The organism is Pollutimonas bauzanensis (assembly GCF_900129885.1).
GTDB classification, from domain to species: Bacteria; Pseudomonadota; Gammaproteobacteria; order Burkholderiales; family Burkholderiaceae_B; genus Pollutimonas; species Pollutimonas bauzanensis.
This window is the reverse complement of sequence record NZ_FQXE01000001.1, coordinates 610,386-635,673: the sequence shown is the minus strand read 5'-3', so window position 1 is coordinate 635,673 and position 25,288 is coordinate 610,386. Positions and strand designations below refer to the sequence as shown.

Here is a 25,288-nt window from a genome sequence, read left to right as displayed (position 1 = left end):
TATAAAGGGCGCTAGCGAAAGCGCAGAAGAGTCCGGTTTCCATCGCGCGGGCCGAGGGCGGCGAGCAAGTCGTCCAGCGCGGCGCGGATATCGGCATTGGCCGCCGGGTCGGCTTGCGCCGCGCCGTCGAACTGCAAGCCGCCGCTTCCGGTCAGCGTGCCTTTGCCTTGCAGCTGCAAGGGGCCCTGCTGGGTGCTCAAAGCCAGGTCGATGCGGTCTTGGGCGCCTTGCGTTATGGCCAGGGTATAGCTGCCCATCGGCCGCAGGGGCGTCAGTGCCGCGCTGGCGTTGCGCCATTGGATATCCACCAGCTTGGCCCCGGGCGGCGGGCCGCCCGCGCCGATGACGCTCGCCGGCCAACTGAGCAGGAGCTCGCCGCCCGGGCCTATTGTGCTCATCGCGGGATGCAGGGCAATGAGCGCCGAGGCGGGCAGCTGCAAGGTTTGCGCCGATACCTTTATGCCGCGCCAGCCCGGCGCCAGGGCCAGGGCGCCGCCCAGCCACGGGTGGGAAGCGAGCACCCGGGGGCCGCCGGCAAGCGAAACGCGCCAGCGCAGCGGCTCGGCCAGCGTGCGGCGGCGGCCCGGCGCGCCGAGCGCGATCGTGGCGCTGCCCGACCAGATCGTGCCGGCGGCGTCGACCACGGCCAGGGGCCAGGCCGCCGGCAGCGCCGCCATCAGCCAGCGCGCGGGCATCACCGCCAGCGCGCCCGCGCAGGCCAGGAGCAGCAGGCCGGCGGCCCCCAGCGCCAGGCGCGTCATGGCGCGCCCTTGGCCGGCAGCTGGACCACGATGCGCCCGGACACATTGCCCGGCCTGTCCCTGCCGTCGATATTCGCGCGCGCCAGCTCGACCTCCCTGGTTTGCAGCTGCAGAAGATAGGGCAGGCCGGCGAGCCATTCCATGACGCGGGCGGCATTGGCGTTCTGCAGCGTGATTTCCCATTGTTGGGCCGGCCCGCCGGACGGTTCGGCGATCGCGGCCAGCGCGCCCGCCGCGCCCAGCCCGGCGCGCTGCAGGCTGCCCTGCAATGCCGCGGACAGGCCGGCGGGCTCTATTGCGCCCGACTGGCCGCTCTGCAAGGCCCGGGCCTCGATGATCAGGGCGTCGACCTGCACGGCATCGGCGCGCAGGCGCGGCAGCAGCTCGCGGGATTTCGCGATCGTGTCCAGCGCCGGCCGCAGCGCCAGCAGCCAGGCCAGCGCCAGGGCCGCCATGGCCGCGCCGGCCTGCAAGAGCAGGCGTTCCCTGGGCTGGCGCTCTTTCCACCAGGCTTGCGCCTGCTGTTTGCGCATATCGGCCTGCCGGCGCCAGGCGGCGGGCAGCCGGGAGCCGGACAGCAAGGGGCGCGCGCTCATGGCCGGGCCCCTTGCGCGGCCTGCGGGCCGGCGCGCCGGACATGCCAGGTATGCGCGAGCTTGTCGTCTTTTTGCAGCGCAAGCGCGTGCACGGCGGCCGACTGCTGCAAGACCGCTTCGTTGCCGGGCGGCGTATAGCCTTCGCTCAGGGTGAGGGTCAGCTGGCCATTTTCATAATGCAGGGCGGCGACGTGGTTGTCGGTGAATTTCAGCGTCGCGGCCGCGGCCAGGGCCAGCGGCATGAAGTCGTCTTCCCCCGCGGCGCCGCGGGCCAGCCGCAGCGCGTCGCGCTGCCCCTGGGCCTGCTTGACGGGATCGATCACCACGGGAATGGCGGGGAAGGCCTTGCGCACCGCCTGCTCCATCGCCGCCTGCAGCGCGCGCGTCTCGTTGCGCAACTGGGCGGCATAGCCTTGCAGCCCGATCAGCCATAGCAGCGCGGCGGCGCCCGCCCACAGGCCGGCGCCGCGCCAGCGGCGCCCTTGCGAGGCCGGCCGCCATTGCGCCTGCGCCAGGGACCAGCGCGGCAGGGCCGCCAGCCAGCGCTCGTCGACGGGAAGCGCCAAGGGCAGGTCGGGGTGGGGATCGCCCGCCGGCAGGGCCAGGCAATGGGGAACGATGGCCGAGAGCGTGAGGCCGGCGCCGGCCAGCAGTTCCCATGCATTCAGGAGGGCGCGCCGCTCCGCCCAGGCGACGCTCATGCTGCCGTCGGCGGCGCGCGGCCCGTGGGCGATGCAGAGATCCGCCGTGTCGGACAGGGTCATCGGTTCGACGCTGGCCTGCACGGCCGCGTCGAACCGTTTTGCGGGCAATGGGGGCAGGGTGATCGATACGACGATGGCGTCGCCCGGATGCAGTATGGCCTGCACACCGCCGGCGGGCAGCGCCGCGGCCAGCCGGTTGAGCGGCAGTTCCCCCGAGCGCAGCAGGCGCCCTTCGTGATCGAGCAAGGCGAATGGCAGCAGGGATTCCGGCGTGAGGCGGGCGAGGGGGGGCAGCGCCAGGCGCAGGGGATGCTTCATGTCAATCCCTGATCCAGACTATGACGGGCGCCCTGCTGCCCTGCCGGTGCAGCAGCGCCTGCATGCCGACGACGCTGCGGTCCAGCGTCACTTCGCCCGCGACGCGGAACCAGTCGCTGTTCACGCCTATCCGCCCGCCCGGGGCGACCTCGGGGTTGCCCAGCCGGTTGGTGAAATCCGCGAGGCTGTTGAACCACTGCCCGCGGTCGCGCTGCCCGGCCAGCGCCCTGGCCTCGGCCAGCGGCAGACCGGCCAGGTTCGCGCTGAGTACTTCCGCGCTGGCGGTATTGGCGTTGACGGTGGTTTTTTCCGGCAGGACGGTCAGGTAGGGCGCGAGGATGTCCACCATGCCCGGCGTCACGCCATCCAGGCCGCGCAGATCGCCGACCCCGCGCAGGCCCGGCGCCAGCGCGCTTCTTTCCTGGCTGGCCTGGGAATCGGCCACACGCTCGGCGATGCTGGCCGCCACCGATGCGGGGATATTCAGTCCGCCCAGCAATCGTTCCAGGACGAGCAGTTCCTGGGGCTGCACGACGCCGTCGATGGCCAGGTTCCGAAGATTGTATTTGCCCTGTTCGTCCTCGATGCGCCCTGAAAACAGCGCCTGGCGCGCGTCGCCGGGCGGGCTGATTTCCAGCCCGGCGATGGGCTGCGCCCACATCGCGTCCTTGTGGGTGATCGGGCTGCGGCGCGCGTCGTAGCGCAAAATGACGCGCGACCAGTCCAGGCCGCTGCGCAACAGCCATTTGGCCTGCGCGCGGTCGCGCTCGCCGATGAGGGTGCGCGCCAGCAAGGCCTGGCGCTCGACGATGGCGGTGGCGGCGATCGAGGCCGCGGCCACCACCAGCAGCGCGCCGATGACCGCCATGCCCCGCTGCCTGAATGCTTGCAGGCGGGTCATGGCAGCAGCACCACTTTGCGGTAGGGCTCGCCGCGGTCGTTGCGCTGGCGCTCGATCACGATTTCCAGGCCGGTGGCCGTGGGGGAATTGGCGGGAGCGGGCAGGGCGGACCAGCCCCGCCCCGGCAGCCAGGCGCGCACGGTGAATTGCCTGACATGGTCCAGCACCACGTCGCCGCGGCCGGGCTCGGGCAAGGGCAGGCGGTAGGCGGCGGGCCCCGCGGCGCGGAGCAAGGTGTCGCCCTCCTGGCGCCAGTACACCTGCTGCCATGCGCCGTCATCGCCCGCGGCCCGCACCAGGGCCAGCACGGGCGTCGCGCCTTGCTGCGCGAGCCAGCGTATGCCGGGCGGCAAGACGGCCGCCGGCGCCGCGACGGCGCCGGCCGGGATGGCCGGCAGGATATCGCCGCCGGCGCGCTGGCCGATATCGCGTTCGATCTGGCCCAGCGCGCGCACGATGGCGAGAGTGTCGTCCGCGCTGGCGTTCAGGCGTTCGCTGGAGCGCTCGACCACATCGAGCGCCCGCCAGGAGATCAGGCTGACCAGGGCCATCAGGGCCAGGGCGACCAGCACTTCGATCAGGGTGAAGCCCCGCTGCCGGCCTGCGCTTGCGGCGTTCATGGCAGCGACGACAGCAAGCTGCTGAGCTCGGCCAGCACCGGGCCGCCGGCAAGCCGCGCGCGCAGGGTGATCTGCCTGAAGCTGCTGTTGCTGGAGTCCTGGATTTCCTGCTCGCACACGAGCGGCAGGGGGCCTTGCGGGCAAGGCTCGCTTTCCCGGCCGGGTTTGGGAAAGGCGCGCAGCAAGCGGATTTCGGCCAGGCGGTTTTCCGCGGCCTGGAGCGCCAGGCTGCGTTCCCGCATGGCCTGGGCGCCGTTGGCGCTCAGGCCCAGCGCCCGCACGCAAGCCGCCAGCGCGACGCTGACGATGGCAAGGGCGACCAGGACTTCGAGCAGCGTGAAGCCGGTTTGCCGCGGCCGGGAATTCATGGCTCGACCTGGTACTGGCCATTGCCCTGGCGCGCGATGCGGACGGTTTGCCGGCCATCGCTCAGTTCCACCACCATGGGGCCCGGCATCCATTCCGCGTTGAACAGCGCCGCCATGGGCGGATCCACGCTCACCCGGATGGCGGCGCCCCCCGCCCAGGGGCGCGGGCGCAGCGCATCGTCGCCGGTGAAATCGTCGATGGCAATGGCGCCGCCGGCCTGCATGGCCATGCCGGCCGGCAGGACCAGGGCACGCGCGCGGCGCACGAAGCGGTATCCGGCGGCGTCGTATTCCCAGGCGATGGGGCGCCCGCCGCTGCGGGCCTCGGCCTGGGCGATGGCAAACAACTGCGACAGGCGCAAGGCTTCCTGCCGCAGCGCCCTGGCCTCGCCATCGGAAAATGCGCCCAGGCTCACGCTTGCCGTCGCGATGCCGATGATCACCAGCACGATGAGTATTTCCAGCAGCGAAAACCCTTTCTGCAAGGCGCTGGACGGCCGCGGCTTACCTGGCCCAGGAACCGATATCGGCATTGTTGCCTTCGCCTCCGGGCTGGCCGTCGGCGCCCAATGAAAAGACATCGATTTCCCCATGCACGCCCGGATTCAGATATTGATAAGGCGTGTTCCAGGGATCATTGGGCAGCCGGTCCATGTAGGCGCGCCAGTTATTGGGCAGGGGGCCGGCCGCCGGCTGCCGGGCCAGCGCCTGCAGGCCTTGTTCCGAGGTGGGATAGCGGCCGTTGTCCAGCCTGTAGAGCTTGAGCGCCTGCATGATGGCGCCGATGTCCTGGCGCGCCGCCACGGCGCGCGCCTGATCGGGCCGGTCGAGCAGATTGGGCACCACCAGCGCCGCCAATATGCCCATGATTACGACAACCACCATGATTTCGATCAAGGAGAAACCATGCTGCCGGCTGCTGTGCGTGAGACCTTGTGGGGAAATTGATAAATCGCGATTCATCGGGGAATGCCGCTACGAAAAAATGGATGGATATGGCATAGTGGCCGGCGGGCGCGCCGCCGCCAGACGGATGAGAAAGCAAACTATTCACGAGTATATTTTTCAAACCCCGAAACAGTAATTGACAATTGTCATATGTCTGCGGCAAATTGATAAATGGCAAGAGTGTTCCGGGCATTTACGGGGCATCATGGTCGTCTTTTCATTTCATGTTCCCCGGCCCGGATGCCCGGCCGCGGGACGGGCTTGCGCAAAATGGCTTTTTTCCACCTGATGTCCAACGCCGATTGGCCCGCCGTCGTCCGCCGCGCCGGCATCCTGGCTTTTGCCGCGGGCGTGGGCATATGGGGCGCGCTGCTTTTCGCGCCCGCCCCGGGCGCGCTGCCCGCGGCGCTCGGCCCCGCCACGACTGCAGGTTCCGATACCGCCGCGGTGGCGCGCTGGTTCGGCGGCGGCAGCCAGCGCTTGCGGGTCGCCGTGACGGGCCTGATCGCGGCGGGCGGCGATAGCGGCGCCGCATTGCTGGCCGTCAATGGCGGCGCCGCGCAGGCCTATCGGGTCGGGCAGGCGCTGGCCCCGGGCGTGACCTTGGCCGCGGTGACTCCCAAGGCGGTGTCCATAGACCAGGACGGCGTGGTCGAGCAACTGCCGGTGCCGGCCAATCCGGCGGCCGTGATCCAGGGCTTCGTCCCCGTCGCTCCCGCCGCCCCGGCCGCCGGCGCGGCGCGGCCCTGATGCGTGATTTTTTTTCCCCCGCCCGGCCGGCTGCCTGGCTGCGCGCGCTGGCGCTGGGCGCTTTCGCGCTGCTTTTGCAGGCGGGCGGCGAGCCGCTGCGCATGGCCTTGCGCCTGGACCGCCAGGCGCTGGCCGCGGGCGAGTGGTGGCGCGTCTTCAGCGCGCATTTCGTGCATCTGGGCTGGGCCCATGCCGCCTTGAATGTCCTGGGCATATTGCTGTGCTGCTGCCTTGCGCCGGAACTCTACGATCGCCATTTCTGGCGGCGGATCGCGGGCCTGGCCCTGGGCGTGGGCCTGTGCCTGTGGTGGGGCTCGCCCGGCGTCCAGGATTATGTCGGCTTGTCGGGCGTGCTCTACGGCATGTTTGCGCTGGGGCTCCTGCCCCAGGCATGGCGCGGCGACCGCGCCGCCGGGCTGGCCCTGGCCGGCATCGCGGCCTGGATGCTTTGGCAATGGGGCGTCGCGCCCTCGGCGTCCGAGGAAGCCATGATAGGCGGGCGCATCGTGGGCATCGCCCATGTCTACGGTTTCCTCCTGGGCATGGCGGCCATGGGCTGGCGGGGCTGGCGCGGATCACGTCGCCTCACCTGATGCTCGAGGCCGGCTGTGGTGTGTCGACCAGGGCATGCGTATGATCATGCGCATGAATGCACGGAGGTCCGCATGGTTGCGCCACTAGTCAAAAATCCGCCGAAACGAGCCACTAATATCTCTTTATCGCTTGATGTCTACAACGACGCCAAGGCATTGGGCATCAACTTGTCCCAGACATGCGAACGTTTCCTGCGTGTGGCGATTCAGGAGGAAAAGGCGCGGCAATGGGGCGAGCAGCATGCCGGCTTTATCGAGGCGTACAACGTGTCCGTGGAATCGGAAGGCTTGCCCCTGGCCGACTGGCGCTCGCTCTGACGTGGCCCGCTATGACATTTACCGCAATCCGGGACGGCACCAGGAACCACTCCCTATCTGGTCGATGTGCAAAGCGACCACCTCCGCGGTTTGGCGACGCAGGTCGCCATTCCATTGCGATTGATCAGCACATTTCCTAAGGTCGCGCTGCCCGGCGATCTCGCTCCTGTCTTGCAAGTCGAAGGCCGGGCCTGTTTTCTGGACACGGCCAAACTGGCTGCCGTACCCATTAAAGAATTGAAAAAGCCAGCGCAGCCCCGCCTGGCCCGCATATTCGGCCCCTTGCCGCAAGCCATCCAGCAGCGCCTGCGGGTTGCCACCCTGGCGCGGTTGGAAACCTGGTCCCTGAATATTCTGGACGCCGCCACGCTGGAAGAGGTTTTGCAGGAATAGCTTTTGGCGGGCCGGCGCGCCTGCTTGCGGTCCTTCAGCCGGTCGTTCCTCGTCTCCGCCGTCTCCATCAATTATTGGATTATTAATAACTGGCGGCAATCCGCCAATGGGGCCCGGCCTTGCCAGCCTGGCCGCTTTTCACATCGCGATTTCGCTTGGCCAACGCCAGTTGGCCGGACAGCGACGCCCGCGCCAACACGCCAACACGCCAACACGCCAACACGCCAACACGCCAACACGCCAACACGCCAACACGCCAACACGCCAGGCAAAAGTTTTTCCGGCCCGTTGACAATTGTCATTTGTAAGAGTTCCCTCCCCAGCCAACAATGGCGCGAATAAGAATTGTTATCAATTCTTATCGATGGCCTGCATGCCCGGGCGCTTGCGCCCCAATGCCGGTCTTCAGCGTCGATGGCCGATGGCGAGGGGCGGCCGCCGATGATTTTCTCTCTTGCACTCCTATAAAGGAATCGCTATGAAAGCTAGTCAATTTTTCGCCAAGTCCATGCTGGCGGCATCGCTGGCATTGGGAAGCATAGGCATCGCATGGGCAGGCACGCCCAACCTGACGGGCGTTTATGCCGGCAACCACAACTTGACGATGCGCAGTTCCGACAACGTCATCCGCGGCGTCAGCACCTTCAGCCCGGCTTGGGTATTCAACTTTGACGCGAAGACGGCAACCATCAGCAACGGCGCGGTGAGCGGCCCCATGGGAACGTTCGCCTATGCCGCGCATCCGCAGAGTGGTCAAAGCCACGTCACCATCACCGACAACCTGGACGGCACCTACACGCTTGCCTACAACTTCCAGGCCTACAACCCCAATTTTGGCAACCCGGTGGGGCCGACCACCAGCACGCTTGAAATCACCGAAGACGGCGCGGGCAATATCTCCGTCGTCACGCTCGATGTCGAACCGGGCGGCACGCCGGACGGCGTGATAGGCACGCGACTGTCTGGTTTCGGCTTCCCCTTCATCGTCGAGCGCGACTGGACGGGCACGGCCACCCTGCAGTAAGCCGCAAGCCGCGCGGCCAGGCCTTCATGCCCCAGAAAGCATGAAGGCCTGGCCGGTGGCGGCCCGGATTCAACCTTTTTCTTTTTGCCGGATACTTAAATGAAGACTCAACGCAACCCCATGAAACATAAGAACGCAGCGCCTCGAAAGGCTGGGCGGCTTGCCTGCGCGCTGGCTTTGCTGTCGCCCCTGGGCGCGGCGCTGGCGGCGGGATCGCCCGGCATCACCGGAAAATATGTCGGCGAATATCAGTTTTACATGAATTCGGCCATCGATTCCGGCGCGCCGCATTTCCGCATCGTTACCGGGGAAAACGGCGTCAAGTACAACGTGCTGGGCGGCAGCTTCAAGCGCGCCTACTGGGAGTGGGACTTCGACAAGAAAACGATAGTCATGGGCGGCGGCTATCTTCGCGCCATGAACATCGTCTATCCGCCCTACCAGCTGCGCAACTACGGCTATACGAAAATCATAGGCCAGACCATGCCGCCGGCCGTGCCCGACCTGAATGAGGTGACCGGCACCTTCGTCGACAACGGCGACGGCACTTACACCGCGCGCTACGCCCTGCAGATCTACTTTGACATGGCGGGATACCCCGTGGGCAACATCATCCAGAAATTCCGCATCGACCAGCAGGACGGCAAGCTGAAGATAGTTTCCCTGGACGCGGATGCCGAAACCGGCGAGGAAGACGGCATGCCGGGCCGCAAGATCGTGGGCGTATTTCCGTTTGTCGTGTCGCCGCAATGGGATGCGGACGTCATGTTCAAGGACGACGGCACGGACAGCAACGGCGATGGCATCCCCGATGCGCTGGCCCTGGCGCTCGGGCTGGACCCCAAGGTGTCCGACAATGACGGCGACGGCATTGCCGATGCCGATGAGATAGGGCCTTTCGCGCTGCAGCCGCGCGACAGCGACAACGACGCCTCGCCCGACATCTGGGAAGCCGGCGATTTCGCCAACGACGGCACGCCGGACCTGGCGCAGGGCATGGGCAGCGTCAAGGTCGTCAGCAACCTGCGCACCGTCAACGGCGAGCGCGTCAGCTTGTACGCCCCGCCGAACGACTATTTCGTCACGCCCGCGGCGCGCGGCGAAGCCATAGATTCCGACTATGTCCCGCTGCTCGCGGCCAACGGTGCCGACGGCAAGGCGCTGGATTATTCGCTGGGGACCGTGTACTACAAGGTCACCACGTTCGACACGCCTTATCAACGCTTTTACGACTATAACGTTACCCTTCTGACTATTTACGAATTGCAGACAACGCACATTCCCAACCAACAGGGTTACGTGGAGCAAGCACAAATCTGGCTCGATACGCATGATGCGTCTGATTCGGCTTATGCGTCATGGGTAACCCGGCTGACCAACAGGCAGGCAACGCTAGTCGGTTTTCAGAATGATCTGGCCGCCAAGCAAGCCATACTGCCGGACTACCTTGCGGCCTTCAAGGAAGAAGGCACCGCGGTCTTCGGCGAAGGTTTCGAAAATCTTTCTTCGCCCGATTTCCAGGCGCTTCTGACCCCCGACGACACGGATCCAAGCAACGGCCGGGTCGGGCGCTTCCGGGACAATGTCGTCGTGCGTCTGCAGTTTGCCCAGGGCATACCGCAAGGGCTGACGCTGGTGCGCGGACGCAAGTCCTCTTACGCCGACGATGCGGGCCAGGCGATCTGGACGCCTCACATCGATCCGGTGGCGTGGAAGGCGGTGGACGCCAACACGATAGAAGTAATGGTCGACAGTATCCAAAAATATACCGGAACGGTCGCCGATCCTGTCACGCCTGAATTCGTCTCGCTCATTGTCGCCCACACCGAGACCGGCCGCGGCGCGGGCGATAATGATGACGACAGCGGCGGCGACAATGGCGGTGACGGCGGGGCCGTTGCGCCGCCTGTCGCGCATGGCGGCGGCGGAAGCGGAAGCCTGGGCTGGCTTTCCGCCCTGGGCCTCGCCGGCCTGGCGCTGACCCGCCGGTTGCGCAAAGGCCCGGGCGGGCGGCCCGCGGGCCGCCCGGGTTCGGGGGGATAATTGTGGCATGCCGCCGCGCTCCTGGTCCGCCCGGGTTGCGGCGGTTTTTTGGAACGGGGGCATTCAGTGCAAGGCATGTGGACAACATGGAATATAGGCCAGGCGGGGGCGCTGCTGTTGGCGGCGCTGCTGGCGCTGCCCTTGGCGGTCCTGCTATCCAGGGCCGCCTATCTGTTGCCGCGCGCATTGGACGCCGGCATGGCGGCCGAGCCGTCCCTGGCTCACCGGCGCTGGCGCAATGGCTTCCATGCCGCCTGCCTGGGCATGGCCATGCTTTGCGCCTGGCGCTTCGGCGCGACGCTGGCGGCTGTGGCCGCCATCGTATATACATTGACGCTTCTGGCGCTGGCGTGGGTCGATGCCGAAACCGGCTTCCTGCCCGACAGGCTGACCTTGCCTTTGCTCTGGCTGGGTTTGCTGGCGAACCTGGATGGCGCGTTCGCGCCCTTGCCCGAGGCGGTGCTGGGCGCGGCGGGCGGGTATGCGGCGCTTTGGTCCATCCGCCAGCTCTTCCTGTGGCTGACCGGCCGCGTAGGCATGGGCGACGGCGACTTCAAGCTGCTGGCTGCGCTGGGCGCCTGGCTGGGGTGGATGTCTTTGCCTTGGGTATTGCTGGCAGCGTCGTCGTCGGCCTTGGTCGTCGCCCTGGGCCTGCGCCTGGCGGGGCGGGCGCAGGCCGGGGACGCCCTGCGCTTCGGCCCCTATCTGGCCGCGGCGGGCATTCTGGGCCTGTTGCGGCTGTAGCCTGGGCGGGCGCGCGTCAGGCCAGGGCCCGCTCCAGCACGCATGCCACATGGACGGCGTTGTATGGCCCGTCGCTGCGCATGCCGTCGGCGATCTGATGCCGGCAGCTGGTGCCGTCGGCGATCAGCAGGGTGCCGGGCGCGGCCTTGCGGATGGCGGGCAGCAGCGACAGTTCGGCCATCCGCAAGGATGCCTCGTAGTGGCTGGCCTCATAGCCGAAGCTGCCGGCCATGCCGCAACAGCTCGATTCGATCAGCTCCACTTGCAGTTCCGGGATCAGCGCCAGCACCTGCTGTATGGGCTGGACGGCGTCGAAGGCTTTCTGGTGGCAGTGGCCGTGCAGCAAGGCGCGCTTTTCCGGCAGCGCGGCCAGCTTGAGATCGAGGCGGCCCGCCTTGTGCTCGCGGGCCAGGAATTCTTCGAACAAATATGAATTGTCCGCCAGCAACTGGGCGTCGCCGCCCAGTCCCATCACCAGGAACTCATCGCGCAGGGTGAGCAGACAGGATGGCTCCAGACCGACAACGGCTATGCCGCGGCTGACGAAGGGGCGCATTGCCTCGATGACGCGGCGCGCTTCGGCCTTGGCCTGGTCGACCAGACCGGCCGCCAGATAAGTGCGGCCGCAGCATAGCGGCCTTTGCGCGTCGGCGTCGCCGGGCGCGGCGCTTGCAATATGCACCCGATAGCCGGCGGCCCGCAACACCTTGTGCGCGGCGCGGGCGTTCTCGGAGTCGAAATAGTTGTTGAAGGTGTCCACGAACAGCACTACGTCGGCGCTTGCGTCATCGGTCGCGGGCGCCCGGTTCAGGAAGGTGTCGCGGCGCCACTTGGGCAGCGAGCGTTTCGCGGAAAACCCCAGCCAGCGCTGCGACAGCGCCGCGGCGCCCGGCATGGTGTCGCGCAGATTGAACAGGAAGGGCAGGCGGGCGGCCCACGGCGCCCAGCGCGGCAAGGTGGCGATCAGCCTGTCCTTGAACTTCAGGCCGTGCTTGTCTTGCCATTGATGCAGGAATTCGACCTTCATTCTGGCCATGTCCACGCCCGTCGGGCAATCGCGCTTGCAGCCTTTGCAGCTTACGCATAAATCCAGCGTCGCGCGCATTTCCTCGGACGCGAGTCCTTCGGGTCCCAACTGGCTGGACAGGGCCAGGCGCAGGGTGTTGGCGCGCCCGCGCGTCAAGTGCCGCTCGTCCCTGGTAATGCGGTAGCTGGGGCACATCGTGCCGGCGTCGAATTTTCGGCAGTGGCCATTGTTGTTGCACATTTCCACGGCTTTGGCCAAGCCGCCGCTAGGGTCGCCGCCCGTGCCGGGAGCGCTGGTCGTGTCGGCGGCCGGGTCGCTGGCGACATTCCATGCCGACCAGTCGAGCGCCGGCTTCAGGGCGATGGTCCGGTAGCCCGGCTGGTAGCGGAATAGCGAGGCATCGTCCATTTTTTCGCAGCGCACGATCTTGCCGGGGTTCATGATCCCGGCGGGGTCGAAGATGTCCTTGATTTCTTCGAACGCGGCCGTCAGGCGCGGGCCGAACTGCCAGGACACCCATTCGCTGCGCACCAGGCCGTCGCCATGCTCGCCCGAGAACGCCCCTTTGTAGCGCCGCACCATGGCGGCGGCTTCCTGGGCGATGGCGCGCATTTTCTCGGCGCCGCCGGCGCGCATGTCGAGAATGGGGCGCACATGCAAAGTTCCCACCGATGCATGCGCGTACCATGTGCCGCGCGTGCCGTGCTTGCGGAAGACCTCGGTCAGGCTGCTGGTGTATTCGGCCAGGTGCTCCAGCGGCACCGCGCAGTCCTCGATGAAGGATACGGGCTTGCCATCGCCGCGCATGCTCATCATGATGTTGAGCCCCGCCTTGCGCACTTCCCATAGTGCTTTCTGCGCGCCCGCGTCGCTCATCTCGACCACGGATCCCGGCAGGCCCAGGTCGCCCATCAGTTCCACCAATTGCGCCAGCTTGGCCAGTTGCTCCGCCTGCGATTCGCCGGCGAATTCGACCAGCAAAATGGCTTCGGGCGCGCCGATCAGCGCCTTTTCTATGACGGGCCTGAACGCGGGATTGCCGCGGGCCAGTTCTATCATCGTGCGGTCCACCAGTTCGACGGCGCAGGGCGCCAGTTGCACGATATGGCGGGTCAGGTCCATGGCCTGGTAGAAGGTGGGGAAGTTGACCACCCCCAGGGTTTTGCTGGCGGGCAGGGGCGCCAGCTTCAGGGAGATCTGCCGGGTATAGGCCAGGGTGCCTTCGCTGCCCACCAGCAAGTGCGCCAGGTTCACGCCGCCGTCGCCGGTATAGGGCCTGGGGCTTTGCGGATGGAAAATGTCGAGGTTGTAGCCGCCGACCCGGCGCAAGACCGCCGGCACCATGCTTTGCATTTCGTCGCGTTCGCGCAGGGCTATGGCGTGCAGTTGCTCGATGATTCCGGCCACGCGCGGCGGGGCGCCGCGCATCTGGCGTTCATCGCCGAACAGGGCTTCGGTGCCGTCGGACAGCAGGGCGTCGATGCCGAGCACGTTGTGCACCATGTTGCCATAGGCTATCGATCTGGACCCGCAGGAGTTGTTGCCCGCCATGCCGCCCAATGTGCATTGGGCGGCTGTGCTGACATCGACCGGAAACCATAGGCCTTGCGGCTTGAGCCATGCGTTCAGGTGATCCAGCACCATGCCCGGCTCGACCGTGGCGCTCATGGCTTCGGGATTGAATTCGATCAGGCGATTCAGGTATTTGCTGTTGTCGATGACCAGCGCCGCGCCCACCGTCTGGCCGCATTGCGAGGTGCCCGCGCCCCGGGCCAGCAGCGGTATTTCCAGTTCCCGGCAAAGGCCGATCGCCGCGCGCACGTCATCGATGCTTTTGGGAATCAGCACGCCGACGGGGTCTATCTGGTAGATGGACGCGTCGGTGGCGTAGCGGCCCCGGGAGCCCTGGTCGAACAGGACCTCGCCTTCGGCCGCGAGCCGCAGGCGGGCGGCCAGCTCATTGCTTTTTGCGCTGGAAGACAGCTGCGATTGCTTGGGCGTGGGGGCGTTCATCGACGGATTCCTGGTTCAAGTCTTGCCCGGCCCGGTCAAGCCGGGGGGGCGGCGCCGGGAGCCTGCTGTTTCAAGCCTTCGAGCACCGCTTCACCCTTGCGCTGCAGGTGGATGCGCATGATCCGCGCCAGGCGCTCGCCATCGCGCGCGGCCAGGGCCTCGACCATGTCGATATGTTCCTGCATGGCCTTGTCCCATTTTTCGTGGTTCAGGTTGGAGCGGAAGCGCAGGTTCTGCAGGCGCAGGTTGATGGTTTTATACACCTGCGACAACAACTGGTTGTGCCCGGCCGCGTTGATGCGGTCGTGGATCTCGCGGTTGACGTGGTAATAGGCGGGCAGGTCGCGGCGCGCATGGCATGCCTGCATTTCAAAGGTGAGCGCCTTGATCTCGGCGATTTCGCGGTCGCTGATGTGCAGGCAGGCCAGGCCGCCCGACAGCGCTTCAAGCGCGCCCATGACCTCGAAGCTTTCGCGTATGTCTTTTTCCGACAGGGCGACAACCTGGGCGCCGCGATTGGGCTGTATGCGCACGAGGCCGTCGGCGGCGAGCAGCCGGAAGGCTTCCCGCAAGGGCGTGCGCGAAACCTGCAACTGGTCGCACAAGGCGCGCTCGTTCAGGCGGACGCCCGCCGCCAGCTGGCCTTCGATGATCATTTCCCGCAGCCTGTCGGCCACCGCGGTCGGCAGGGTGCGCCGGTCCACGGCCTGCGCCGCGCCGGCCGGCGGGGCGGTGGGCGGCGTGCGCGGGTCCTTGATGTCGCCTAGCTGTTCAATTTTCATTTGGTATACAAAACAAGATTGCCATGCCATGAATTGTAAGCCATGGCCTGAGCGCTTTATGCCGTAGCGCAGCAAAAATTCCGCTTGCGTGCAAATTGCTTGATGTTTATTATTCCCTAAAGTTTGTATTTTGTATACCAAATTTAGCGGGAGCTTGTTCATGATTGCCTTGCATTCTCATCCGTCCGGACGGCATTTTCTGCAGATCCCGGGCCCCACCAACGTTCCGGACCGGGTGCTGCGCGCCATCGACAACGCCACCATCGACCATCGCGGTCCGGAATTCGGCGTATTGGGCAAGTCGGTCCTGGCGGGCATGAAAAAGGTGTTCAAGACCGAGGCGGACGTGGTCATCTATCCTTCATCGGGAACCGGGGCCTGGGAAGCGGCGCTGGTCAATACGCTTTCGCCCGGCGATCTCGTCCTGATGGTGGAAACCGGCCATTTCGCCACCTTGTGGAAAAAGATGGCGGTCAAGCTGGGCCTCAGGGTGGAATTCCTGGAGGGCGATTGGCGCCATGGCATCGATGCCGCGCAGATCCACGCCCGGCTCACCGCCGACAAGGCCCATGAAATCAAGGCGGTCTGCGCCGTGCACAATGAAACGGCGACCGGCGTGACCAGCAATATCGCGGCGCTGCGCCAGGCGATGGACGACAGCGGGCACCCGGCCCTGTTCATGGTCGATACCATTTCATCGCTGGGCTCCATGGATTATCGCCACGATGAGTGGGGCGTGGACGTGACGGTGGCGGGCTCGCAAAAGGGCTTGATGCTGCCCCCGGGCCTGTCCTTCAACGCGATCAGCGCCAAGGCGCTGGCGGCCTCCGGTACGGCGGCCTTGCGGCGCTCATACTGGGACTGGAAGGAAATGCTCGCCATCAATCCCTCTGGCTATTTCCCCTATACGCCGGCGACCAATTTGCTGTATGGCTTGCACGAGGCGCTGGAGATGCTTTTCGCCGAGGGCCTGGACCATGTCTTTGCGCGCCACCGCCGCTATGGCGAGGCGACGCGCGAGGCGGCGCGGGCCTGGGGCCTGGATATCCTTTGCAAGAACCCCGATGAATACAGTTCTGTGCTGACCGCCGTGGTCATGCCCGACGGCCATAGCGCCGATGCATTCCGGAAAGTCGTGCTGCGGCATTTCGATATGTCGCTGGGCCAGGGCCTGAGCAAATTGTCCGACAAGGTGTTTCGCATCGGCCACCTTGGCGACATGAATGATTTGACCCTGTGCGGCACGCTGGCCGGGGTGGAAATGGGTCTGGGGATTGCGGGGGTACCGCATAGAAAAGGCGGAGCACAGGCGGCTATGGACCACCTGGCCCAATCAAGCATGGCGGCACTGGCGCAGGCAGCTTAGGCCGTTTTCGTAGCACCAACCGGAGGAGAGACAAATGAAGCATTCAACCCGCAGGCTACCGAATAAAACCTACCTGCTGCCGGCGCTGGCCTTGCTGGCCGGCCTGGGCTGGGCTCCCGCACAGGCCGCGTGGGAGCCCGCGCGATCCGTCGAAATCATAGTCCCCGCCGGCGCGGGCGGCGCTTCCGATCAAATGGCGCGGACCATCCAGAGCATCATCCTCAAGCACAAGCTCATGAAGCAGTCCACCCTGGTCTTGAACAAGGGCGGGGCCAGCGGCGCGGAAGGCATCATGGACACCAAGGCCTCCCAGGGCGATCCGCACAAGCTGATGGTGGCTTTCTCCGCCATCTACACTTTGCCCATCGCCGTCGATCTGCCGTTCAATTGGAGCGACCTGAATCCGGTCGCCATGATCGCGCAGGACGAGTTCCTGCTGTGGACCAATGCCGAGGCTCCTTACAAGACGGCGGCCGATTACCTGAAGGCGGTCAAGGCGGCGGCGCCCGGAACCTTCAAGATGGGCGGAACGGGAGCCAAGCGCGAAGACCAGATCATCTCTGTCGCGCTCGAAAAGGCGGCCGGCGTCAAATTCACCTATGTGCCGTATAAAAGCGGCGGCGAAGCCGCCACGCAGCTGGTGGGCAAGCACACCGATTCGAATGTCAACAACCCCAGCGAAAACATAGCCCAGTGGCGGGCCGGCCAGATCCGCGCGCTTTGCGTGTTTTCCAATGAGCGCATGGTCTACAAGGACAAGATCACCGCGGATCAGTCCTGGGCCGATATCCCCACGTGCAAGGAAGCGGGTTATGACGTCGAGTACCAGATGCTGCGCGGCTTCTTCCTGCCCGGCGGGACCACGGCGGAGCAGGTGGCCTATTACGACGGCTTGCTCAAGAAAGTGACGCAGACGCAGGAATGGAAAGACTACCTCGCCAAACAGGCGCTGAAAAGCGACTACCGCGACGGCGCCGATTTCGTGGCATTCCTCAAGCAGGACGAGGCCAAGCACAAGACCTTGATGCAGGAAGCCGGCCTGGCCAGCAAAAAGTGAAACCGGGGAGCCATGAATGAAGCATGAACAAGCAGGCAGCCGTCCGCCGGGCGGCGGGTGGTCGCACAGCGCCATCGACGCGGCGGCCGCGGCCGTCGTCTTTGCCATCGGCGTCGTCATGATGATAGACAATCATCGTATCGGCGCGAGCTGGGCCGCCGATGGCCCCGAGTCGGGCTACTTCCCTTTCCATATCGGCCTGATACTCTGCATCGCCGGCGCGGCGGTGCTGCTCAAGTCGCTATTGGGCCGGCGGCGCAATCGCGAGGTATTCGTCACCTGGGCGCGCTTCAGGCTGGTGCTGATGGTGCTGGCGCCCACCGCGGTCTACGTGCTGGCCATACAGTTTCTCGGCATCTACCTGGCTTCGGCATGCTTTATCGCGGCATTCATGCGCCTGCTGGGCAGGATAGGCTGGCTCAAGACCGTGCTGATCAGCCTGGGCGTGAACGCGCTGCTGTTCTGGATGTTCGAAATCCAGTTCATGGTGCCCCTGCCCAAAGGCCCCCTGGAGGCCTGGTTCGGCTATTGAAACCCACGGCAGGAGAACCCACCAGTGGATGAAATCAACGCTTTATTTCATGGATTTGCCACCGTACTGAGCTGGTACAACATCGGCATGATGCTGATAGGCCTGGTCCTCGGTGTCATCATAGGGGTGCTGCCGGGACTGGGCGGCCCCAACGGGGTGGCGATCCTGCTGCCGCTCACCTTCACCATGCCCCCGACTTCCGCCATCATCATGCTGTCCTGCATTTACTGGGGCTCGCTGTTTGCCGGGGCGATCACATCGATTCTGTTCAATATCCCCGGGGAGACATCCTCGGTGGCCACCACCTTCGACGGCTACCCCCTGGCCCAGCAGGGCAAGGCCGGCAACGCGCTGACGGCTTCCTTTACGGGATCGTTCTTCGGCGCCCTGGCGGGCGTGCTGCTCATCACCTTCCTGGCCCCGCTGGTGTCCCGGTTTGCGCTGCGCTTCGGTCCGCCCGAATTCTTCGCCGTGTTCCTGCTGACCTTCTGCAGCTTTGTGGGCACGGACAAGAAGACGCCGTTCAAGACCGTCATTTCCATGATGCTCGGCTTTGGCCTGGCCGCCATAGGAATGGACACCGTGAGCGGCGGGCTGCGCATGACTTTCGGCTGGTCCGAACTGTTGAGGGGCGTCGATTTCCTGGTCGTGGTCATAGGCCTGTTCGGCATAGGCGAAATCCTGGTCAGCATGGAGGAAGGGCTGGCATTCGAAGGCAAGAGCGGCAAGATCAACCTGAAGGTGGTGCTGCAAACCTGGAAAGAAATGCCCAGATACTGGGCGACCCTGCTGCGCAGCGTGGTCGTCGGCTGCTGGATGGGGGTGACGCCCGGCGGCGCGACGGCGGCATCGTTCATGGGCTATGGGCTCGCCCAGCGCTTTTCGCGCAATGGCCACAAATTCGGCACGGGGGAGCTGGAAGGCGTCATCGCGCCCGAGACGGCGGCCCATGCGTCGGGAACCTCCGCGCTGCTGCCCATGCTCGCGCTGGGGATTCCGGGCTCCGCGACCGCCGCCGTGCTGTTGGGCGGACTCATGATCTGGGGCTTGCAGCCCGGCCCGCTATTGTTCGTCGAACAGAAGGAGTTTGTCTGGGGGCTGATCGCCAGCATGTACCTGGGGAATTTCGTCGGCTTGATCCTGGTGCTCAGCACCGTGCCCCTGTTCGCCGCCATCCTGCGCATACCGTTTGCGATTGTCGCGCCCATCATCATCGTGGTGTGCGCCATAGGCGCCTACTCGGTCCACAGCGCCATGCTGGACGTCTGGTTCATGCTGCTGTTCGGCGTCGTGGGCTATGTGCTGAAAAAGCTCTCCTACCCGCTGGCGCCCATGATCCTGGCCCTGGTGCTGGGAGACCGCATGGAAGACGCCTTCCGCCAGTCCATGCTGGGGCCGAACACCGGCCTGCATGTTTTCTGGTCCAATTCGCTGGTCGGCACGATCACCACGCTGGCCCTGGTCATGCTCTTCTGGCCGCTGGTGCCCTGGCTGTGGCGCGGCATGCGCAGGATGTGAAGCGATAAGCCGCTCCAGGCGCAGATCAGGATTGCGCCTGGCCCGATTGCAGGAGCCGCCAGGTTTCGAACACCGGCAAGCCCATCACGCCGGTGTAGCTGCCGGCGATGTATTCGATGAACACGGCGGCCCTGCCTTGTATGCCGTAGGCGCCCGCCTTGCCCATGGGCTCGCCCGTGGCGCAGTAAGCGTCGATTTCCGCTTCCGAGAGCGGCTTGAACCGTACCTGGGTGATGGACACATCCTGCAGAAGCTGGCCGTCGCGCGCCAGCACCACCGCCGTGTGCACCACATGCGTGCCGCCGGACAGGCGGGCAAGCATGCGGCGCGCCTCGTCCAGGCCTGCCGGTTTGCCCAGGATATCCCCGTCCAGGATCACCGTGGTGTCGGCCGACAGCACGGGGCGCGCCGCATCCAGCGCAGCCGCCGCGCCTGGCGCGCGCTGCCGGGCCAGCCACTGCCTGGCCCGTATCGCCTTTTCGCGCGCGGTGCGCAGCACATAGGCCTCGGGCGCTTCATTGGCCAGGCGCGGCTCGTCCTCGCCTTCCGGGGCGGGCACATTCAATACCTCGTGCTCGACGCCCATCTGCAGCAGGATCTCATGCCGGCGCGGGCTGGCCGAAGCCAGATAAATAGGGGCTGGTTTCATCGCATAGCCTCAATTCACCTTCAGTATCTTCATTCCGTTCGTCCCGCCGCTATTGCTGAAGAAATCGCCCTTGGTCAGGATGATCCAGTCGCCCTCCTGCAGCAGCGATTGCTCTTTGAGCTTCTCGATGGCGGCATCGCTCACCAGGGCCGGGTCGAGGTCCGCGGCATCGAAAGCCACCGTGTAGACGCCGCGGAACAGCGCCGCGCGCCGCTGCGTGCCGGCATGGCGCGTGTAGCAGTAAATAGGCACGCCCGACCGTATCCGCGACATGATCAAAGGCGTGTGCCCGCTTTCCGTAAGGCTGATGATGGCCTTGACGCCCGGGAAATGATTCGCCGCGTACATGGTCGCCAGCGCTATGGTCTCATCGCAGCGGGTGAAGGTTTCCCCCAGGCGGTGCTGGGACCGCGTCGTGGTCGGCTCCTGCTCCGCGCCCAGGCATACCCTGGCCATGGCCGTGACCGCTTCCACCGGATACTGCCCCGAGGCGCTTTCCGCCGACAGCATCACGGCATCGGTGTAGTCCAGCACCGCGTTGGCCACGTCGGACACCTCGGCGCGCGTGGGCAAAGGGCTGCCTATCATGGATTCCATCATCTGCGTGGCCGTGATGACCAGCTTGTTGTGGGTGCGGGCATGCTGGATGATGCGCTTCTGTATGCCTACCAGGCGGGCGTCGCCCACTTCCACGCCCAGGTCGCCGCGCGCCACCATGACGCCGTCGCTCACCATGATGATGGCGTCCAGCGCGCGATCATCGGCCACGGCTTCCGCCCGTTCTATCTTGGCGATGATCCATGCCTGGCTGCCCGCCTCTTCCACCAGCTTGCGCGCTTCCTCGATGTCGCGGCCATAGCGCGGGAAAGACACCGCGACATAGTCCATGTCGAGTTCGGCCGCCAGCTTGATGTCCTCGCGGTCCTTGTCGGTCAGGCTGGGCGCCGAAATGCCTCCGCCGCGCCGGTTGATGCCCTTGTTGTTGGACAGGGGGCCGCCCACCGTCACAATCGTGTGCACGGCGTACTCGTCGACGTTCTCGACCACCAGCACCACCCGGCCGTCGTCCAGCAGCAGCTCGTCGCCGGGATGGCAGTCCTGCACGAGGCTGGGGTAATCGATGCCGACGATGGTCTCGTCGCCTTCTTCGGCCGGATGCTGGTTGGACAAGGTAAAGGGCTGGCCGGCGGCGAGCGTCACCCGGGTATTCCTGAAGCGGGCGATGCGGATCTTGGGCCCCTGCAAATCCCCCATGATGGCGACATACCTGCCGTGTTTCTCCGCCAGCGATCGCACCAGTTGCACCCGTTGCCGGTGGTCCTCGGCTTCCCCGTGCGAGAAATTCAGGCGCGCCACGTCCATGCCCGCGAGGATGAGCTGCTCGATTTTTTCGGGGCTGGAGCTTGCGGGCCCCAGGGTCGCAACGATTTTGGTACGGCGTCTGGTCATAATGGCGATGGGTCCAGGTATTGCGCCGTTCAGGCGCGATGATAGGGATGACCGGTCATGATAGCCCAGGCGCGATAGAGCTGCTCCGCCAGCACCACGCGCACCATGGGGTGGGGCAGGGTCAGCGACGACAGCCGCAGGCGGCCGCTGCAGCCTTGCTTGAGTTCCGGATCGAGGCCGTCGGGCCCGCCGACCAGGAAGACGATGTCCTGGCCGCTGCCGCGCCAGCTTTCCAGTTCGCGCGCCAGGCCCATGGTGTCCATGTCCCTGCCGCGCTCGTCCAGGGCGATGCGCATGGCCTGCGGCGGGATGGCGGCTTCGATGCGGCGGGCTTCCGCCTGCATCATCTGGGCGGCGGTCTTGCCGGAAGTGCGGGGCTCGGGCTTGATTTCCTTGAGTTCGAGCGCGCAGTCGGAGGGCAGGCGCCGCGCGTAGTCGCGCCAGGCGGTTTCAACCCAGCCGGGCATGCGCACACCCACGGCGATCACGATCAGTTTCATCGCCCCGCCCGTTATTCCTCTTCGTCGTAGTCGAAGGACTCGGGCATGCTGGGCTGCATGGACTGCGCCAGCAGTTTTACGTGCACCGGCTTGCCGCCCCAGATTTCCTCCAGATTGTAGTACTGGCGGATCGCGGGCGTCATGCAGTGCACGACGATGTCGCCCAGGTCGACCAGGACCCATTCGCCGGTGTCCTCGCCTTCGTAGGCGACGATGGGGATCTTGCGTTCCCTGGCGCTGTCGGCGACGCTGGAGGCGATGGCGCGGGTCTGGCGATTGGATGAGCCGGTGGTGATGACGACACGGTCGAACAGGCCCGTGATATGCGTGGTGTTGAAGATTTTGATGTCCTGTGCTTTGACGTCTTCAAGGGCGTCAATGACCAGGCGTTGCAGTTTTTGAATTTCCATGGGTGAACTATACCGTGAGACGTTAGGCAACAGGCGCTGGATAGAGCCCATTTTGTTGAATATATTGTGCTACGGCAAGGTCCAGCATGCCGTCGGTGGGCTCGCCGGCCGCCAGGCGTTCGCGTATGAGGGTGGCGGATATCGCCGTGGGGGCGAAGGGCAGTTGTATCAGGCGGCCCCCCGATTCCCGCAGATGCTCGGTCAGCGCCCGGGGCGGGGCGAGATGGGCGCCAGGGCGCTGGGCCACGGCCAGCGTCACGAGGCCGGCGATCTCGCGCCAGCACTGCCAGGTGCAGAAATTGCGCAACTGGTCGGCGCCCAGTATCCAATAGTAATCGATGTTACGCGGCAGTTCGCGCACGGTGTCTATGGTGTAGGTGGGGCCGCCGCGCTGGATTTCCACCGGATTGACATGCAGATGGGGGTGGGCGCGGGTGGCGATCTCCAGCATTTCCAGCCGCTGCTGGCCGGTCGCGGCCAGCGGGGCGCGCTGCCAGGGGTCGGCCGCCGGAATGAGCTGCACTTCGTCCAGGCCCAGCGTCCGCCTGGCGCTTTCGGCCAGGGCGATATGCGCCAGATGCACGGGATCGAAGCTGCCCCCCAGCAAACCCGTTTTTCTTATAGCCATTCGCGCGGTTTCAGGTAATCCGAAAGCGCGGCCTCGGCCGTCCCTTCCTTGGGCGACCAGCTGTAGCGCCAGGCGGCCATGGGCGGCATGGAAAGCAGAATCGATTCGGTGCGTCCGCCCGACTGCAGGCCGAATAGCGTGCCGCGGTCGAAGACCAGGTTGAACTCGACGTAGCGGCCGCGCCGGTAGGCCTGGAAGTCGCGCTGTTTTTCCGTGTACGGCAGGCGCTGGCGCTTCTCGACGATGGGCATATAGGCATCCAGGAAGGAATCGCCCACCGAGCGGGTCAGCGCGAAGCTGTGGTCGAAGCCCTGTTCGTTCAGATCGTCGAAGAAAAGGCCGCCCACGCCGCGGGTTTCGTCGCGGTGCTTGAGGTAGAAATAGTCATCGCACCATTTTTTGTAGGCGGGGTATTTGTCGGCCCCGAAGGGCTCCAGGGCGTCATGGCAGACCTGATGGAAATGCCGCACGTCCTCCTCGAAGGGGTAATAGGGCGTGAGGTCGAGGCCGCCGCCGAACCAGAAGACATCGTCCTCGTCTTTTTGCGCCGCATGGGCGACAAACAGCCGCACATTCATGTGCGTGGTGGGCACGTGGGGATTGCGCGGGTGCAGCACCATGGATACGCCCATGGCCTCCCAGGAACGGCCGGCCAGTTCGCCGCGGTGGGCGCTCGCCGACGCGGGCAGGGTTTTGCCCTGGACGTGGCTGAACAGCACGCCGGCGCGTTCAAATAGCGGGCCGCCTTCCAGGTAGCGCGACAGGCCGCCGCCGCCTTCCTCGCGGGTCCATTGGTCGGACTGGAAGCGGGTGCCGTCGGCGGCTTCCAGGGCCGCCACGATGCGCGCCTGCAGATCCAGGAAATAATCGTAGGCGGTGGAAATGGGAACGGTCATATCGGTCTCCGTGGGTCCTCTGCGCGGCAGGGGGATCGTTATGTCGGACTGGCCGCCGCGGGTATGGCGCGCCATCCGATATCCGTACGGTATTGCTGCCCGTCGAAATGCGTCTGGGCGATGGCCGCGTAGGCCGCCGCCTGGGCGCGCTTGACCGAGTCCGCCAGCACGGTCACGCACAGCACGCGCCCGCCCGAGGTCTTGAGTATGCCATTATCCAGAACGGTGCCGGCGTGGAACACCATGCATTCGTCGGTGTCCCTGGGCAAACGGCTGATGGTGTCGCCGCTGCGCGGCGCGGCGGGATAGTTGTGGGCCGCCATGACGACGCCCAGCGCAGTGCGGCGGTCCCAGTCTATCGTGGCTTCGTCGAGCCGGCCCGCGACGGCCAGTTCGAATACCTGCGCCAGGTCGCTTTTTATGCGCATCATGATGGGCTGGGTTTCGGGGTCTCCCATGCGGCAGTTGAACTCGAGCACTTTTATCGAGCGGGTGGCGTCGGGGCCGCCGCCTATCATCAGGCCGGCATACAGAAAGCCGGTGTAGGGAATGCCGTCCTTGGCCATGCCCGCAACCGTCGGGTGTATGACTTCGCGCATGATGCGGTTATGCAGCGCCGGGCTGATGACCGGCGCCGGGGAATAGGCCCCCATGCCGCCCGTGTTGGGGCCCAGGTCATTATCCTTGAGGCGCTTGTGGTCCTGGCTGGTGGCCAGCGCCAGTATGCTGCGCCCGTCGCACATGACGATGAAGCTAGCTTCTTCGCCGGCCAGGCATTCTTCTATCACCACGCGCGCGCCCGCCGCGCCGAAAGAGCCATCGCCCAGCATCTGGTCCACCGCCGCGAGCGCCTCGTCCACGGTCTCGGCCACGACGACGCCCTTGCCGGCGGCCAGGCCGTCGGCCTTGACGACTATCGGCGCGCCTTGTCCGGCGATGTAGGCCTTGGCCTGCGCCGGGTCGGTGAAGGTCTGGTAGGCGGCCGTGGGGATGTGGTGGCGCACCATGAACGCCTTGGCGTAGTCCTTGGAGCTTTCAAGCTGCGCGGCGGCCTGCGTCGGACCGAAGATCTTCAGCCCCGCCGCCTGGAACGCGTCCACCACGCCGGCGGCCAAAGGGGCTTCCGGCCCGACGACCGTGAAGGCGATTTTTTCTTTCTGCGCAAACGCGACCAGCTCGTCGATATCGCCGAGCGCCACGTTCTGCAATTGCGCCCCGCGGGCCGTTCCGCCGTTGCCGGGCGCCACGTATACGGTCTGGACCCGTGCAGACTTTGCCAGCCGCCAGGCCAGTGCATGTTCGCGGCCACCGCCACCGATTACGAGTAGTTTCATAGTGAGAAATTGTTAGTGCTGTAAGGCAGGTTGATGGTCAAGGCGC

27 protein-coding genes and 1 pseudogene are annotated in these 25,288 nt (G+C 65.7%); 11 read left to right on the top strand and 17 right to left on the bottom strand.

Going from position 1 to position 25,288, the window contains the following annotated elements:
* Positions 1 to 11 precede the first annotated feature (11 nt).
* Genes gspN through gspG form a run of 8 tightly spaced genes read right to left on the bottom strand, consistent with a single transcriptional unit; the run spans position 12 to position 5,231 of the window.
* A complete protein-coding gene (gene gspN, locus BUB23_RS03130) occupies positions 12 to 761 on the bottom strand; it encodes a type II secretion system protein N (RefSeq protein WP_073101580.1) in 750 nt (249 codons plus the stop codon).
* Positions 758 to 1,357, bottom strand: coding sequence for a type II secretion system protein GspM (gspM, locus tag BUB23_RS03125; protein WP_073101579.1), 600 nt, complete (start codon positions 1,355 to 1,357; stop codon positions 758 to 760). Before gspM ends, gspN begins: the two co-directional genes overlap by 4 nt.
* Positions 1,354 to 2,379: a type II secretion system protein GspL gene (gspL, locus tag BUB23_RS27250; RefSeq protein ID WP_073101578.1), complete on the bottom strand. Its 1,026-nt coding sequence runs from the start codon at positions 2,377 to 2,379 to the stop codon at positions 1,354 to 1,356. The genes gspM and gspL overlap by 4 nt, the downstream gene beginning before the upstream one ends.
* 1 nt (position 2,380) lies before the next feature.
* Positions 2,381 to 3,280, bottom strand: a complete 900-nt coding sequence (gene gspK / locus BUB23_RS03115) for a type II secretion system minor pseudopilin GspK (RefSeq protein WP_073101577.1) — start codon at positions 3,278 to 3,280, stop codon at positions 2,381 to 2,383.
* A complete protein-coding gene (locus BUB23_RS03110; protein WP_073101576.1) occupies positions 3,277 to 3,900 on the bottom strand; it encodes a PulJ/GspJ family protein in 624 nt (207 codons plus the stop codon). The genes gspK and BUB23_RS03110 overlap by 4 nt, the downstream gene beginning before the upstream one ends.
* Positions 3,897 to 4,268 (bottom strand): type II secretion system minor pseudopilin GspI, encoded by a 372-nt coding sequence (gene gspI, locus BUB23_RS03105; protein WP_073101575.1) that lies wholly within the window; start codon positions 4,266 to 4,268, stop codon positions 3,897 to 3,899. Before gspI ends, BUB23_RS03110 begins: the two co-directional genes overlap by 4 nt.
* On the bottom strand, positions 4,265 to 4,801 hold the full coding sequence (locus BUB23_RS03100) for a prepilin-type N-terminal cleavage/methylation domain-containing protein (protein WP_073101574.1): 537 nt from the start codon (positions 4,799 to 4,801) through the stop codon (positions 4,265 to 4,267). Before BUB23_RS03100 ends, gspI begins: the two co-directional genes overlap by 4 nt.
* Positions 4,773 to 5,231 carry a type II secretion system major pseudopilin GspG gene (gene gspG / locus BUB23_RS03095; RefSeq protein WP_073101573.1) on the bottom strand — a complete coding sequence of 153 codons (459 nt, stop codon included), beginning with the start codon at positions 5,229 to 5,231 and terminating at the stop codon, positions 4,773 to 4,775. Before gspG ends, BUB23_RS03100 begins: the two co-directional genes overlap by 29 nt.
* Positions 5,232 to 5,486: 255 nt before the next feature.
* Here gspG and BUB23_RS03090 point away from each other — a divergent pair, with 255 nt between their 5' ends.
* From BUB23_RS03090 to BUB23_RS03055, 7 genes and pseudogenes are all read left to right on the top strand, one after another.
* Positions 5,487 to 5,966: a type II secretion system protein N gene (locus BUB23_RS03090; protein WP_073101664.1), complete on the top strand. Its 480-nt coding sequence runs from the start codon at positions 5,487 to 5,489 to the stop codon at positions 5,964 to 5,966.
* Complete coding sequence (gene rrtA, locus BUB23_RS03085; RefSeq protein WP_073101572.1) at positions 5,966 to 6,559, top strand: rhombosortase; 594 nt, start codon at positions 5,966 to 5,968, stop codon at positions 6,557 to 6,559. The genes BUB23_RS03090 and rrtA overlap by 1 nt, the downstream gene beginning before the upstream one ends.
* 72 nt (positions 6,560 to 6,631) lie before the next feature.
* The gene (locus tag BUB23_RS03080; protein WP_073101571.1) at positions 6,632 to 6,877 is read left to right on the top strand and encodes a type II toxin-antitoxin system CcdA family antitoxin; all 246 of its coding nucleotides are present in this window, start codon (positions 6,632 to 6,634) and stop codon (positions 6,875 to 6,877) included.
* Positions 6,878 to 6,931: 54 nt separating this feature from the next.
* Positions 6,932 to 7,270: pseudogene (locus BUB23_RS03075) on the top strand (CcdB family protein); the annotation flags it as partial.
* Positions 7,271 to 7,748: 478 nt separating this feature from the next.
* Positions 7,749 to 8,294 (top strand): hypothetical protein, encoded by a 546-nt coding sequence (locus BUB23_RS03065; RefSeq protein WP_073101568.1) that lies wholly within the window; start codon positions 7,749 to 7,751, stop codon positions 8,292 to 8,294.
* A 99-nt stretch (positions 8,295 to 8,393) separates the two neighbouring features.
* Complete coding sequence (locus BUB23_RS03060) at positions 8,394 to 10,337, top strand: hypothetical protein (protein WP_073101567.1); 1,944 nt, start codon at positions 8,394 to 8,396, stop codon at positions 10,335 to 10,337.
* 75 nt (positions 10,338 to 10,412) lie between these two features.
* The gene (locus BUB23_RS03055) at positions 10,413 to 11,081 is read left to right on the top strand and encodes a prepilin peptidase (protein ID WP_073101566.1); all 669 of its coding nucleotides are present in this window, start codon (positions 10,413 to 10,415) and stop codon (positions 11,079 to 11,081) included.
* Positions 11,082 to 11,097: 16 nt separating this feature from the next.
* On the opposite strand, the gene BUB23_RS03050 is transcribed toward BUB23_RS03055, so the two are convergent.
* Positions 11,098 to 14,121, bottom strand: a complete 3,024-nt coding sequence (locus BUB23_RS03050) for an FAD-binding and (Fe-S)-binding domain-containing protein (RefSeq protein ID WP_073101565.1) — start codon at positions 14,119 to 14,121, stop codon at positions 11,098 to 11,100.
* Between the two features lie 35 nt (positions 14,122 to 14,156).
* Positions 14,157 to 14,903 carry a GntR family transcriptional regulator gene (locus tag BUB23_RS03045; RefSeq protein ID WP_073101564.1) on the bottom strand — a complete coding sequence of 249 codons (747 nt, stop codon included), beginning with the start codon at positions 14,901 to 14,903 and terminating at the stop codon, positions 14,157 to 14,159.
* Positions 14,904 to 15,063: 160 nt separating this feature from the next.
* Here BUB23_RS03045 and BUB23_RS03040 point away from each other — a divergent pair, with 160 nt between their 5' ends.
* From BUB23_RS03040 to BUB23_RS03025, 4 genes are read left to right on the top strand one after another with little or no spacing between them, the layout of a single operon-like run.
* Positions 15,064 to 16,269 (top strand): pyridoxal-phosphate-dependent aminotransferase family protein, encoded by a 1,206-nt coding sequence (locus BUB23_RS03040; protein WP_073101563.1) that lies wholly within the window; start codon positions 15,064 to 15,066, stop codon positions 16,267 to 16,269.
* Between the two features lie 34 nt (positions 16,270 to 16,303).
* A complete protein-coding gene (locus BUB23_RS03035; RefSeq protein WP_073101562.1) occupies positions 16,304 to 17,326 on the top strand; it encodes a Bug family tripartite tricarboxylate transporter substrate binding protein in 1,023 nt (340 codons plus the stop codon).
* A 16-nt stretch (positions 17,327 to 17,342) separates the two neighbouring features.
* Complete coding sequence (locus BUB23_RS03030) at positions 17,343 to 17,858, top strand: tripartite tricarboxylate transporter TctB family protein (protein ID WP_073101561.1); 516 nt, start codon at positions 17,343 to 17,345, stop codon at positions 17,856 to 17,858.
* Between the two features lie 24 nt (positions 17,859 to 17,882).
* The gene (locus BUB23_RS03025; protein WP_073101560.1) at positions 17,883 to 19,376 is read left to right on the top strand and encodes a tripartite tricarboxylate transporter permease; all 1,494 of its coding nucleotides are present in this window, start codon (positions 17,883 to 17,885) and stop codon (positions 19,374 to 19,376) included.
* 25 nt (positions 19,377 to 19,401) lie between these two features.
* Here BUB23_RS03025 and BUB23_RS03020 read toward each other — a convergent pair whose 3' ends face one another.
* The 7 genes from BUB23_RS03020 to purD are packed head-to-tail and all read right to left on the bottom strand — an operon-like array spanning position 19,402 to position 25,242.
* A complete protein-coding gene (locus BUB23_RS03020) occupies positions 19,402 to 20,025 on the bottom strand; it encodes a Maf family protein (protein WP_073101559.1) in 624 nt (207 codons plus the stop codon).
* A 9-nt stretch (positions 20,026 to 20,034) separates the two neighbouring features.
* A complete protein-coding gene (pyk, locus tag BUB23_RS03015) occupies positions 20,035 to 21,477 on the bottom strand; it encodes a pyruvate kinase (RefSeq protein ID WP_143160851.1) in 1,443 nt (480 codons plus the stop codon).
* 26 nt (positions 21,478 to 21,503) lie between these two features.
* A complete protein-coding gene (gene rlmH, locus BUB23_RS03010; RefSeq protein WP_073101557.1) occupies positions 21,504 to 21,974 on the bottom strand; it encodes a 23S rRNA (pseudouridine(1915)-N(3))-methyltransferase RlmH in 471 nt (156 codons plus the stop codon).
* A gap of 11 nt (positions 21,975 to 21,985) precedes the next feature.
* A complete protein-coding gene (rsfS, locus tag BUB23_RS03005) occupies positions 21,986 to 22,384 on the bottom strand; it encodes a ribosome silencing factor (RefSeq protein ID WP_073101556.1) in 399 nt (132 codons plus the stop codon).
* A gap of 22 nt (positions 22,385 to 22,406) precedes the next feature.
* Entirely contained in the window at positions 22,407 to 23,012 is a 606-nt protein-coding gene (gene nadD, locus BUB23_RS03000) for a nicotinate (nicotinamide) nucleotide adenylyltransferase (protein ID WP_178372252.1), read from the bottom strand.
* Entirely contained in the window at positions 23,003 to 23,908 is a 906-nt protein-coding gene (gene hemF, locus BUB23_RS02995) for an oxygen-dependent coproporphyrinogen oxidase (protein ID WP_073101663.1), read from the bottom strand. The genes nadD and hemF overlap by 10 nt, the downstream gene beginning before the upstream one ends.
* A gap of 38 nt (positions 23,909 to 23,946) precedes the next feature.
* Positions 23,947 to 25,242 (bottom strand): phosphoribosylamine--glycine ligase, encoded by a 1,296-nt coding sequence (gene purD / locus BUB23_RS02990; RefSeq protein ID WP_073101555.1) that lies wholly within the window; start codon positions 25,240 to 25,242, stop codon positions 23,947 to 23,949.
* Positions 25,243 to 25,288: the final 46 nt, after the last annotated feature.

Bases quoted from the DNA above. Each gene is read 5' to 3' on its own strand.
- gspN (WP_073101580.1), bottom strand. From the start codon at position 761: ATGACGCGCCTGGCGCTGGGGGCCGCCGGCCTGCTGCTCCTGGCCTGC.
- gspM (WP_073101579.1), bottom strand. From the start codon at position 1,357: ATGAGCGCGCGCCCCTTGCTGTCCGGCTCCCGGCTGCCCGCCGCCTGG.
- gspL (WP_073101578.1), bottom strand. From the start codon at position 2,379: ATGAAGCATCCCCTGCGCCTGGCGCTGCCCCCCCTCGCCCGCCTCACG.
- gspK (WP_073101577.1), bottom strand. From the start codon at position 3,280: ATGACCCGCCTGCAAGCATTCAGGCAGCGGGGCATGGCGGTCATCGGC.
- BUB23_RS03110 (WP_073101576.1), bottom strand. From the start codon at position 3,900: ATGAACGCCGCAAGCGCAGGCCGGCAGCGGGGCTTCACCCTGATCGAA.
- gspI (WP_073101575.1), bottom strand. From the start codon at position 4,268: ATGAATTCCCGGCCGCGGCAAACCGGCTTCACGCTGCTCGAAGTCCTG.
- BUB23_RS03100 (WP_073101574.1), bottom strand. From the start codon at position 4,801: ATGCCGATATCGGTTCCTGGGCCAGGTAAGCCGCGGCCGTCCAGCGCC.
- gspG (WP_073101573.1), bottom strand. From the start codon at position 5,231: ATGAATCGCGATTTATCAATTTCCCCACAAGGTCTCACGCACAGCAGC.
- BUB23_RS03090 (WP_073101664.1), top strand. From the start codon at position 5,487: ATGGCTTTTTTCCACCTGATGTCCAACGCCGATTGGCCCGCCGTCGTC.
- rrtA (WP_073101572.1), top strand. From the start codon at position 5,966: ATGCGTGATTTTTTTTCCCCCGCCCGGCCGGCTGCCTGGCTGCGCGCG.
- BUB23_RS03080 (WP_073101571.1), top strand. From the start codon at position 6,632: ATGGTTGCGCCACTAGTCAAAAATCCGCCGAAACGAGCCACTAATATC.
- BUB23_RS03065 (WP_073101568.1), top strand. From the start codon at position 7,749: ATGAAAGCTAGTCAATTTTTCGCCAAGTCCATGCTGGCGGCATCGCTG.
- BUB23_RS03060 (WP_073101567.1), top strand. From the start codon at position 8,394: ATGAAGACTCAACGCAACCCCATGAAACATAAGAACGCAGCGCCTCGA.
- BUB23_RS03055 (WP_073101566.1), top strand. From the start codon at position 10,413: ATGTGGACAACATGGAATATAGGCCAGGCGGGGGCGCTGCTGTTGGCG.
- BUB23_RS03050 (WP_073101565.1), bottom strand. From the start codon at position 14,121: ATGAACGCCCCCACGCCCAAGCAATCGCAGCTGTCTTCCAGCGCAAAA.
- BUB23_RS03045 (WP_073101564.1), bottom strand. From the start codon at position 14,903: ATGAAAATTGAACAGCTAGGCGACATCAAGGACCCGCGCACGCCGCCC.
- BUB23_RS03040 (WP_073101563.1), top strand. From the start codon at position 15,064: ATGATTGCCTTGCATTCTCATCCGTCCGGACGGCATTTTCTGCAGATC.
- BUB23_RS03035 (WP_073101562.1), top strand. From the start codon at position 16,304: ATGAAGCATTCAACCCGCAGGCTACCGAATAAAACCTACCTGCTGCCG.
- BUB23_RS03030 (WP_073101561.1), top strand. From the start codon at position 17,343: ATGAAGCATGAACAAGCAGGCAGCCGTCCGCCGGGCGGCGGGTGGTCG.
- BUB23_RS03020 (WP_073101559.1), bottom strand. From the start codon at position 20,025: ATGAAACCAGCCCCTATTTATCTGGCTTCGGCCAGCCCGCGCCGGCAT.
- rlmH (WP_073101557.1), bottom strand. From the start codon at position 21,974: ATGAAACTGATCGTGATCGCCGTGGGTGTGCGCATGCCCGGCTGGGTT.
- rsfS (WP_073101556.1), bottom strand. From the start codon at position 22,384: ATGGAAATTCAAAAACTGCAACGCCTGGTCATTGACGCCCTTGAAGAC.
- nadD (WP_178372252.1), bottom strand. From the start codon at position 23,012: ATGGCTATAAGAAAAACGGGTTTGCTGGGGGGCAGCTTCGATCCCGTG.
- hemF (WP_073101663.1), bottom strand. From the start codon at position 23,908: ATGACCGTTCCCATTTCCACCGCCTACGATTATTTCCTGGATCTGCAG.
- purD (WP_073101555.1), bottom strand. From the start codon at position 25,242: ATGAAACTACTCGTAATCGGTGGCGGTGGCCGCGAACATGCACTGGCC.